We start from the raw sequence: 10,154 nt of genomic DNA on the forward strand, positions 1-10,154 counted from the left end.
AGTCCTCGGCGGGCGCGTGCCGCGGCAGGTCCAGCACCGGCGCGCACAGCCTGCGCAGCGTGACACCGAGCATCGACTCGAACGGGCTGCGGCCCGGCACCACCCGGTCGGCCTCCGTCAGCAGCAGTTCGAAGCCGGCCCGGTCCAGGTCGGCGTCGCGCACGCCGTGGCAGTGCTGGTCGAGCAGCGGGAGCCCGTCGGTGAGCACGGCGACCTACCAGCGGGACCGGGTGGCGGCCACCAGCTCGTCCGCGCTTGCCGAACCGAAGCGGCGCGCTTCGGCTCGGCGCACCGTCACCACCGCATCGTGCAGCACCTCGCCCATGGCTTCGGTCAGCACGGCGGAGTTCGCCAGCGCCTCGGCCGCGTCCGCCCCGGTGGCAGGCAGCCGCGGCACGTCTTGCATTTCGAGCAGTGCCGGGTCACCGGTGGTCTCCGCGGGCAGCCGCAACCCGCGGCGAACACCCGCCGCTCCGGCGGCGAGCACGCTGCCCATCACCAGGTAGGGGTTCGCGGTGGCGTCGAAGCACTTCACCTCCGCGTTCGCCGCCCACTCGGCGGTTCCGCGCACACCGGGGACGAGGCGGATCGCGGATTCCCTGGCCTCCCGGCCCCACGCCTGCCAGACCCCGGCCCAGCGGGACGGCACCATCCGCAGGAAGCTCGCCGGGTTCCCGGCCCCGACCGCCAGCAGCGCAGGCAGTTCCACCAGCACACCGGCCAGGAAGGCCTCGGCTTCCCGGCGCAGGCCGTGCGGCCCGTCGCCGCCGGTGAACAGGTTGCCCGCGTCGTCGTGGACGGACAGGTGCACGTGCGCGCCGGAACCCGGCATCCCCGGCACCACGCACGGCGCGAAGCTCGCCCGCCAGCCGTGGCGGCGCGCCACTTGCCGGGCGGTGTGCCGCACCAAGATCGCGTCGTCGGCCGCGGCCACCGGATCGGCCGCGGACACCGACAGCTCCACCTGTCCCGAGGTGTATTCCGGATGGAACTGCTCTACCGGCAATCCTTGGGCGTGCAGGGTGTGCACCAGCTCCCGCGCGTACTCCGCGGCACCTTCGAGGCGCGTCTGGCCGTACGCGGGACCGACGACGGCGGGGACGAATTCCTCGGTTCCGCCCGCACCGAGCGCCCACTCGTGTTCGACCGCGGCACGCACCGACAGCCCCGAGCTCTGCAGCGCCGCCGCCTGGTTCCGGGCGAACGCCCGCTGGCAGGCGGTGAAGCGCCCGCCTTCCTGCACGAACTTGTCGACCGGCGCCCATGCCCAGCCGGGCTGCGCGGCCAGCGGCACCAGCCGCCCGAGATCGGGGATCAGCCGCAGGTCGCCGTCCGGGCCGCCGAGGTGACGGCCGTAGACCATCTCGTCGTCGAAGCAGAACGTCTCGAAGCACGGCGAGACACCGATCCCGTAGTGGGACGCGGTGCCGAGCCGCTCCAGCGGAACCGCCTTCGACCGGACCACTCCGGCGTTGTCCGCGAAGGACAGTTCGACCATCGAGACCCCGGACGCGCGCAGCCGCGCGAGCAAGCCGCCGAGGCCGGGCGGTTCGGCGGCGGGAATGCGATCGGCTGTCATCCGCACGGCCTCCTGCGACTGGCGGGCCGTTGAACCGGCCCCGGACGCGGCCGATCTTACCCGGCGTGCCCGGTCGGCCGCGGCGAGTCACGAGCCGCGCGGGAGCCGGTGTTGACCAATCCAGCGGCGACCGACCGCTCGCCCGTACCGGACAGGAGCGGACGACCGATCAGGGCGCGGAACTCGGGCGCGGGCACCGCAGGCGAGAACAGGAACCCCTGGAACTTGTCGTAGCCGAAACCGGCGAGCCGGTGCAGCTGCCCTGCGGTTTCCACCCCTTCGGCGACGCAGACGCTGCCGCGGGCGCGGGCGATGCTCAGCGCGGCACCGGCGATCGCGGTGTCCACCGGATCGTCCTCGACGCCGGAGACGAACTTGCGGTCGAGCTTGATGGCCTGCACGGGCAGGTCCTTGAGCCGCTCCAGCGAGGAGTAGCCGGTGCCGAAGTCGTCCACCGCGAACCGCACCCCGCGTTCGACCAGGCCGGTGATGGCGCCATGGGTGGCCGGGGCGAGGTCGAGCAGATCGGTCTCGGTGATCTCCAGGATCAGGCGGTCCCACGGCAGGCCGCAAGCGGCGACGATCTCGGCGAGCAGCTCGTCGAACGCCGGGTCGTGCAGCAGCTGGCTGCCCAGGTTGATCGCGATCCCCACCGGGCGGTCCCCGCACGCAGGCCAGGCCGTGGCCTGCTGCAGCGCGGCGCGCAGCACCCATTCGTCGAGTTCGGGCAGCAGACCGGCGTGCCGTGCGGCGGGCATGATGCTGCTGGGAAACAGCAGCCCGTGCTGCGGATGCGGCCACCGCACCAGCGCTTCTGCACTGCTGACGTACCCCGCCCGGTCCACGACGGGCTGGTAGTGCACGGTGAGCTGGTCGTGCGCGATCGCCTCCCGGAGCTGCTGCTCCAACGAGGCGTGCGGCGCCGCGGGCTCGAACTGCCCGGTCCGCTGCTGCCGCTCACCGACATCGACGAACGTCGTCAGCCACACCCGCTCGCCGTTCTGCTGCGGAGAGGCGGCCGAACTGATGTCGCAGACCACCTGTTCCCCGTGCTTGCCGATCAGGCGGTGCAGGTGGCCCGCCCGGCCGCCGCAGTCGGCGAAGGAACCGTCCGGATCCTGCGGCGCGTGCAGGTCGGCCCAGGTCAGCTCGGTGATCTCGGCGCGGGTATAGCCCAGGATCGCGCACAGCGCGGCGTTGGCCTCCAGCACAGTCCCCCGCGCATCCAGCGCGGCCAGCGCCACCGGCAGGCTGTGGAACAGCTCGGCCGACTCCGCGGTGAATGCTGGCGGCTGCTGGTTCACGTGAGGCTCCCGGTTCGACCGATGCAGGCACCGCACCGGTGCCGTAGTCGCCATGTCGCTGTAGGTGCAGGTGACACACGTACCGCTTTCGGCGGACGCGCAACGCTCACCGCCGATGCTACCGGCGCAGTATGAAGGCCGACCGTTGCACGGCAAACGTGCGCCGGCACGACGCCCGCGGCTTACCAGGATCGTTTCCACTCCGCGGATTCGCACGCTCTGGCCAGCGTCGACGAGCCGTCCGGCTTGCCACCGCGCCGCGTGCACGCAGCGAGCACGCCGCCGTCTCCTATAGTCGGCGGCGGCATTCCCGATCATCGCAGCTTGGAGGCAAGGTTTGGCCATCGCAGCGAAGGACCACGGCACCGTGGCGGTCACCGGCGCGACAGGCGCGCTCGGCAGCCGGATCGCCGCACGGCTCGCCGACGGCGGGGTGCCGCAGCTGCTGATCGGGCGCGATCCGTCCCGGCTGCCCGAGCTGCCCTTCGCCGAGAAGCGCGGTCCGGCCGCCTACGACGACGCCGCGGCCATGCGCAGCGCGCTCGACGGCGCCTCCACGCTCGTGCTGATCTCCTCGCACCCGACCGGCAAGCGGCTGGAGGAACACGCCTCCGCCGTGCAGGCCGGGATGGACGTCGGCGTCGGCCGGGTGCTGTACGTGTCGCTGATCGGAGCGGCGGCGACGGCGACCTACCGCAACGCCCGCGACCACTGGCTGACCGAGCAGTACCTGGCGGGTGCGGGAGTCCGGCACACCGTCTTCCGCGCCGGCTTCTACGCCTCCACCCCTGCCGCGCTGGCCGACGAGGAGTTCACGATCCGCGGTCCCGGCGGCGACGGCAGGGTCGCGTTCACCACCCACGACGACATCGCCGCGACGATCACCGGCGTGGCCACCGACGAGAGCACCGAGCACGACGGCGCCGTCCTGGAGGTCACCGGCCCCGAGTCGCTCACCCTCGCCGAAGCCGTCCCGCGGATCGCCGAGGCCACCGGCAAGCCCTACCGGTACGAGCCGGAGACCTTGCCGGAGGCGTTCGCGCGGCGGTGGCGGCTGGGCATCAGCGGCACCCAGATCGAGGCGTGGATCTCCTGGTACCAGGCCATCGCCGGGGGCGAGCTGGACAAGGTGACCGACGTCGTGCCCCGCATCACCGGCTCGCCTGCCACGCCCATCCGCGAAGCGGGGTGGTGGCCCGCGCCGAAGACGGCGCGCTGATCCGCAGGACCCCGGTCGTGATCGGCGGGCTACTCGCCTTCGGCTGCGGTGTCCGCGTGCGGGCGCCGGTCCGGATCAACGGCCGGGCGAGCCGGTTGCTTGTCGCCGGTATCCGAGTCCGGTGTGGCGAGCACCTCCGGTTGCCGGATCCCTTCGGCCGGGTCCGAGTTGTGCTCTCGCGGTGGCTGGTTCATCCGTGTCATGACGTGCCTCCCCGAGTCGGCTCACCCGGCGGATGCCCCCGCTCGGCGACCCGAAAACCGCGCGGCTCACCGCACCTGGGTGCCGGTCCGGGCGAGCTTCGCGGTCAACGGGGTGTCCGGGAAGCTGCGCAGGTTCCGCTTGAGCTCGGCGAAACCGGGCCAGGTGGCGAGCGTTTCCACCGCAGACCACAGGCGCAGCGCATCCGTCCCTGCGGGCGGCGAGTCGACGACCGGCCCGAACAGCGCCGGGCCGTCGGGCGGCGCGAAGGACAAGATCGGAGTGCCCACTCCGCCCCCGCAACGGTCCACGCCTTCGAACGTCTCGGCCCGCAGGTCCGCGTCGCGGTCCGCGTCGTCGGCCGCCTCGGCGAGGTCCGCGGGCAGTCCGGCCCGTTCGAGCGCCGGGCGCAGATCGCGGTGGCGGGCCATCTCCTGCATGACCGCGTCGAAGTCGTCGCCCTGCGGTGCCTCGGAATCCCAAACCAGTTCGCCGAGCGCGGTGTAGAGATCACCGACGCGTTCCGGGCCCGCGCGCTCGCGGGCGGCGTGCACCACCCGCAGCATTTCCAGCCCGCGCACGTGGCTGTCCGGGTAAGCGGGTGAGGCCTGCTTGCGCTGTTCGTAGCTGATGTCCTCGTTGAGGATCGCCAGCGACAGCGGACGCCAGCGCACTGCGAGCGTCCGCTGCCGCTGCACCTCCACCACCCAGCGCGAGGTCACCCAGCAGAACGGGCAAAGCGGGTCGAAGAAGAACTCGAGATCTGCACTCACACCGACCGGCTACCCACTGCCCCGGGCCGTGCACACGCACCGCTGCGGCAACCAGAACCCGGCCGCTACGAGCGAATTTCGCCGTCGCGGCCCGCGGTTCGGGTCAAGCGACCGGTTGTCGTTCCGGCTCGCCCTCCCGCGCGGGCTGCTCGGCCGCGCGCGGTTCACGCACGTCTTCATCGGAAACCGGGTCGCCCCTACCGCGATCATCGAGGACGCGTTCGGACTCGCGCATCGTCCGGTTCGAGCGCGACGCCAGCCACGAGATCAGCAAGCACATGGCCAGCGCCAGCGCGGGCACAAGCCACTGGAAGAGCATTTCGCGCTCGCACTTTCAGGCGGGAATCAATTCGCAACACCGGCCGCTCACTGCTGCACCACCCAGGTCACGGCTGAAGCTTCGCAAAACCGCTGGAGCGAGCCGATGATCTGCTCGCCAGTGCCGCCGGCCGCGGGGCAACACCGCACCGCGCCCGTGCATTCCCGGCGATCCATCCGCCGGGATCGGCCGCCGGCCGATCATCCTCAGTGGACGGAGTTCGCGCGGACGCTCCCGGCCGCGGCCAACGCCCGCCGCCCCGAACGCGCGGCCCGTTCCGGATCGTCGCCGAGTCCGACGAGCAGGTTGAACGCCATCGGCATGAACACCTGCTCCGGTCCGTCGAACTGATCGAAGTGCCCGGACAGCTCGAGCGTGACGTAACCGTGCAGCAGACTCCAGAGCTGCGCGGCGACGTGGGCGGGTTCGGCTTCCCGGATGCGGCCGCTGCGGACCGTCCGTTCCGTCGCGGCGACGAGATGCCCGTAGGCGCGCTGCGACACGCTCGGCTCGTCCGCCCCCGGCTGCTCGTGTTCTTCCGGCCGATGACCGCCAGGCGCCGACAGCCCGAACATCACGTCGTAGAGGTGCGGGTTCTCGCGAGCCACGTCGCGGTAGGCCAGCGCCAGCCTGCCGAGGTCCACTACCGGATCGTCGGTGGCGGCGACCTCCGCAAGCCGCGCATCCAGCCGCCGGAACCCTTCCTCGATCACCGTGCTGAGCAGCTGAGGCATGCCGCCGAAGTAGTGGTAGACCGCCATCGTCGACGCGCCGACCTCCCGCGCCAACCGGCGGGCCTGCAACGCCGCCGGGCCCTCCGCGGCCAGCAGCGCCACCGCGGCCTGCACGAGCCGATCACGCATTCCGGCCGAACCTGTCGTGCTCACCCTTGGCAACCTCCCATAACGTCGTTACATTAATCCTATAACCGCGTTATAGCCAGCAGGGGGATGCGCCATGAGCAGCAACGACTACCTCAACGGCAGCTTCGCTCCGGTAGAGGACGAGCGGACGCTGACCGAGCCGGCCGTCACCGGCTCGATCCCGCAACACCTCGACGGGCGGTATCTGCGCAACGGCCCCAATCCGATGCGGGAAGTCGATCCGGCCGCGTACCACTGGTTCATGGGCGACGGGATGGTGCACGGAATCCGGCTCCGGGAAGGCCGCGCGGAGTGGTACCGCAACCGCTGGGTCCGCTCTCCCGACGTGGCGGCAGCGCTCGGAGAACCCCGCCGCAACGGCCGGAGCCGCCGAGCCGGACTCCCCAGCCTCGGTGCCAACACCAACGTGATCGGCCACGCAGGCCGCACCCTGGCGCTGATCGAGGGCGGCGTGGCCAACTACGAGCTCACCGACACGCTGGACACCGTCGGTCCGTGCGACTTCGACGACACCCTGCCCGGCGGCTACACCGCGCACCCCAAGCGGGATCCGGACACCGGGGAGCTGCACGCCGTCTCGTACTTCTTCGGCCGCGGCAACACCGTGCAGTACTCCGTGATCGGCACCGACGGCCGGTGCAGGCGCGCGGTGGACATCGAGGTGACCGGTTCGCCGATGATGCACGACTTCTCGCTGACCCGGGACCACGTGGTGTTCTACGACCTGCCGGTCACCTTCGACGTGGAGCGGGTCGCGCGGGCCACCGTGCCACCGCTGTTGCGCACCCCGGCGAAACTGGTCCTCTCGGCGGTGATCGGCAGAGTCCGGGTGCCCGACCCGATCGCGGCGATGGCCGCAGGCCGGTTCGGCGCCAACACCGGCCTCCCGTACCGCTGGAACCGCCGCTACCCGGCACGGATCGGGGTCATGCCGCGCGATGGCGGCAACGCCGACGTGCGCTGGTTCGAGGTCGAGCCCTGCTACGTCTTCCACCCGATGAACGCCTACGACGACGGCGCGACCGTCGTGCTCGACGTGGTGCGCCACCCGAAGATGTTCGACACCGACCTGCACGGCCCGAACGAGGGAACCCCCACGCTGGACCGCTGGACCGTCGACCTCGCCGCGGGCCGGGTGCGCGAGGAACGGCTCGACGATCGGGCGCAGGAGTTCCCGCGGGTCGACGAGCGCCGCGTCGGACGGGCGCACCGGTACGGCTACGCACCGGAGGTCGGCCGGGGCCTGGAGCAGGGCGGTGCACTGCTCAAGCACGACCTACAGCAGGGCCGGACCACCGAACGGCGGTTCGGGGCGGGCGTCGAAGTCGGTGAGTTCGTCTTCGAGCCCAGCTCCCCGGACGCAGCTGAGGACGACGGCGTGCTCATGGGCTTCGCCTACGACAGAGCTGCGGCCCGCAGCGACCTGATGATCCTCGACGCGGCGAGCTTGGAGACCGTTGCCGCCGTGCACCTGCCCGTCCGGGTTCCGAACGGGTTCCACGGCAACTGGGTGCCGACCAGCGCGTGATCGTCGCCCGCTGCGCCGGGCGGTCGGCCGATCTGGTCAGCTGGGACACCGGAGTTCATCGGCGGCGTGCCGCTGGGCCCAGATGTTCTGGTGCAGTGCGACCTCGGAGGTGGCGAGTGGACAGCGACGCAGCGGCGTTGGCGGAGCGCGCGGAGACCGCGCTCCCCGATGTGCTGGCCGACCTGCGCCGGTTGGTCGAAACCGAAACGCCGAGCCACGACAAGCAGGCGCTGGACGCGGGGCTCGCGGACCTCGAAACCTGGCTCACCGAACGCCTCGGTGAGCCGGGTTCCCGGCAACGCCACGACGGCGGCTCCTACGGCGACATCCTGGACACCACCTTCCCCGGCACCACCGGTGGCACCGTGCTGCTGCTGTGCCACTACGACACGGTCTGGCCGGTGGGCACGCTCGCCGAGTGGCCCTTCACCATCGAGGACGACCGGATCACCGCTCCCGGCTGCCTGGACATGAAGCTCGGCATCGTGCACGGCGTCTGGGCGCTGCGGTTGCTGCGCGAACTGGAGATCCCGCACCCCTCGGTGCGGTTGCTCTGCACGGGTGATGAGGAGATCGGCAGCCATGCCTCCCGCGAGTTCATCGAGCGGGCGTGCCGCGCATCCGACGCGACGCTGGTGCTCGAACCCAGCCGCGCGGGCAAGGTGAAGGTGCGCCGCAAGGGGCTCGGCCTGTTCGACCTGGTGGTGCGCGGCGTGGAGTCGCACGCGGGTCTGGATCCGGACGCCGGGGCCAGCGCCGTGCACGCGCTCGCCGAACTGATCCCGGCCGTCACCGCGCTCGCCGAGCCCGGCCGGGGAACCACCATCAACGTCGGAACGATCACCGGCGGCACCGGCCGCAACGTGGTGGCCGGGCGGGCGAGCTGCGAGATCGACGTCCGGGTGCAGGACCCGGCCGAAATGCCGCGGATCGACGCAGGGCTCGCCGCGCTCGCGGTGTCCGACGAGCGGATCGGGGTCGAGTTGCAGGGCGGCTGGAACAGGCCACCGATGAACCCCAACCCGGCCTCGGAGCGGTTGTTCGAGCTGGCCCGCGCCACTTCGGACGATCTCGGCCGCACGCTGGAAGGCACCTCGGTGGGCGGCGTGAGCGATGCGAACTTCGTGTCCGCGCTGGACTTCCCGGTGCTCGACGGGCTCGGCGCGGTCGGCGCGGGCCCGCACTCCCGCGACGAGCACGTGCTGCCGGGCGAGTCGCCGGCGCAGATCGCGCTGCTCGCGCACCTGATCGGCCGGCTGCACGAACGACGAGTGTTCTGACCGGCGTGCACGCAGCGCCATCGCGCTCCCCCTGCACGTGCACGCCGGTCCCGGTCCAACCCCGGCACGTGGACGATGCCGGAGATTCCCCCAGTGGACCGCGCACCGCGAAGCGCTGAGCTCGCGGTGAGATGAACGCTGGCAACCCGCGGTGACTGCTGGGTGACTCGACGGTGACTGCGGCGTTCTGCCAAGGTGTCCTGCGAGGTGAGGAGGCCGGAGCTCGCGGCGGCCCGGGGCTTGCGGTTGAGGATGTGCGGTTTTGGAACTCGAATTCTTCGTCCTGGGTCCGCTGGAAGTTCGCAGTGCCGGGGTCGAGATACCGGTGCGTTCCGGACAGCAGCGAGTGCTGCTGGCGGCGCTGCTGCTGCGGGCGAACCAGGTCGTGCCGTTGGACGAGCTGACCGACCGGTTATGGGGCGAAGCGCCTCCCCGCGGTGCGCGCAACACGCTGCGCGCCTACGTCATGCGGTTGCGGCGGACCCTCGGTGCCGATGACGGCGACGGCGTGGTCGTCGAGACGCACCCGGAGGGCTACCGCATCCGGGTCGAGCCCGCCGAGCTCGACCTGCTGCGGTTCGAGGACCTACTGGCCCAGGCAGGCCGGCTCGCCGCGCCGACGGAGGAAGCCCGGGTGCTGCGGCAGGCCGTCGCGCTGTGGCGCGGCCCCATTCTGTCCAATGTGGACTCAGATGCGCTGCATCGGGACGTCGCCCTGGCGCTGAGCGAACGACGGCTGCAGGCGGTGCAGCGACGCATCGACCTCGAACTGCAACTCGGCAGCGATGACGAGATCGTCCCGGAGCTCAAGGCGCTGACCGCCGAACATCCCACCCGGGAACGGTTCTGCGCCCAGCTGATGATCGCGTTGTACCGCAGCGGGCGGCAAGCCGACGCGCTGGAGGCCTACCGCCGGACGCGCGAACTGCTGGACGCCGAACTCGGCGTCGACCCCGGTCAGGACCTGCAAGAACTGCACCAGTCGGTGCTCACCGCGGATCCCGCGCTGGAACCGGCGAGGACTCCGCGGGCCAAGGTGGCCGACAGCCGCACGGCCCCGTCCCCGG

At 71.6% G+C, this 10,154-nt stretch carries 10 protein-coding genes and 1 pseudogene; 4 read left to right on the forward strand and 7 right to left on the reverse strand.

The features are described 5' to 3' along the window. From IJH84_RS10160 to IJH84_RS10170, 3 genes and pseudogenes are all read right to left on the reverse strand, one after another. Window positions 1–208 (reverse strand): annotated as a pseudogene (locus tag IJH84_RS10160) (amidohydrolase); the annotation flags it as partial. Window positions 209–214: 6 nt separating this feature from the next. Then, on the reverse strand, window positions 215–1,579 hold the full coding sequence (locus tag IJH84_RS10165) for a glutamine synthetase family protein (RefSeq protein WP_295143173.1): 1,365 nt from the start codon (window positions 1,577–1,579) through the stop codon (window positions 215–217). A 56-nt stretch (window positions 1,580–1,635) separates the two neighbouring features. Then, window positions 1,636–2,883: an EAL domain-containing protein gene (locus IJH84_RS10170; RefSeq protein ID WP_295143176.1), complete on the reverse strand. Its 1,248-nt coding sequence runs from the start codon at window positions 2,881–2,883 to the stop codon at window positions 1,636–1,638. A gap of 337 nt (window positions 2,884–3,220) precedes the next feature. Between IJH84_RS10170 and IJH84_RS10175 the strand changes: the two genes are divergently transcribed. Beyond that, window positions 3,221–4,102 (forward strand): NAD(P)H-binding protein, encoded by an 882-nt coding sequence (locus IJH84_RS10175; protein ID WP_295143179.1) that lies wholly within the window; start codon window positions 3,221–3,223, stop codon window positions 4,100–4,102. A 29-nt stretch (window positions 4,103–4,131) separates the two neighbouring features. Here IJH84_RS10175 and IJH84_RS10180 read toward each other — a convergent pair whose 3' ends face one another. The 4 genes from IJH84_RS10180 to IJH84_RS10195 all read right to left on the reverse strand — a co-directional run bounded on the left by IJH84_RS10180 (window position 4,132) and on the right by IJH84_RS10195 (window position 6,282). Further along, window positions 4,132–4,305, reverse strand: coding sequence for a hypothetical protein (locus IJH84_RS10180; protein WP_200072570.1), 174 nt, complete (start codon window positions 4,303–4,305; stop codon window positions 4,132–4,134). Between the two features lie 66 nt (window positions 4,306–4,371). Next, on the reverse strand, window positions 4,372–5,076 hold the full coding sequence (locus IJH84_RS10185; RefSeq protein WP_295143182.1) for a DsbA family protein: 705 nt from the start codon (window positions 5,074–5,076) through the stop codon (window positions 4,372–4,374). Window positions 5,077–5,179: 103 nt separating this feature from the next. Then, a complete protein-coding gene (locus IJH84_RS10190) occupies window positions 5,180–5,395 on the reverse strand; it encodes a hypothetical protein (protein WP_200072572.1) in 216 nt (71 codons plus the stop codon). Between the two features lie 206 nt (window positions 5,396–5,601). Next, the gene (locus tag IJH84_RS10195; RefSeq protein ID WP_295143187.1) at window positions 5,602–6,282 is read right to left on the reverse strand and encodes a TetR-like C-terminal domain-containing protein; all 681 of its coding nucleotides are present in this window, start codon (window positions 6,280–6,282) and stop codon (window positions 5,602–5,604) included. 70 nt (window positions 6,283–6,352) lie between these two features. On the opposite strand from IJH84_RS10195, the gene IJH84_RS10200 reads away from it, so the two are divergent. The 3 genes from IJH84_RS10200 to IJH84_RS10210 form a co-directional block, all read left to right on the forward strand. Continuing rightward, entirely contained in the window at window positions 6,353–7,807 is a 1,455-nt protein-coding gene (locus IJH84_RS10200; RefSeq protein ID WP_295143190.1) for a carotenoid oxygenase family protein, read from the forward strand. Between the two features lie 116 nt (window positions 7,808–7,923). Then, entirely contained in the window at window positions 7,924–9,087 is a 1,164-nt protein-coding gene (locus IJH84_RS10205; RefSeq protein WP_295143193.1) for a M20 family metallopeptidase, read from the forward strand. A gap of 262 nt (window positions 9,088–9,349) precedes the next feature. Beyond that, a partial coding sequence (locus tag IJH84_RS10210; RefSeq protein WP_295143196.1) for an AfsR/SARP family transcriptional regulator occupies window positions 9,350–10,154 on the forward strand: 805 nt, incomplete at its 3' end.

Origin of the sequence: Saccharopolyspora sp. (assembly GCF_017434145.1) — a bacterium.
Lineage (GTDB): Bacteria > Actinomycetota > Actinomycetes > Mycobacteriales > Pseudonocardiaceae > Saccharopolyspora_C > Saccharopolyspora_C galaxeae.

What these genes read in the sequence shown, in the direction of transcription:
- IJH84_RS10165 (WP_295143173.1), bottom strand. Translation starts at nt 1,579, where the DNA reads ATGACAGCCGATCGCATTCCCGCCGCCGAACCGCCCGGCCTCGGCGGC.
- IJH84_RS10180 (WP_200072570.1), bottom strand. Translation starts at nt 4,305, where the DNA reads ATGACACGGATGAACCAGCCACCGCGAGAGCACAACTCGGACCCGGCC.
- IJH84_RS10190 (WP_200072572.1), bottom strand. Translation starts at nt 5,395, where the DNA reads ATGCTCTTCCAGTGGCTTGTGCCCGCGCTGGCGCTGGCCATGTGCTTG.
- IJH84_RS10200 (WP_295143190.1), top strand. Translation starts at nt 6,353, where the DNA reads ATGAGCAGCAACGACTACCTCAACGGCAGCTTCGCTCCGGTAGAGGAC.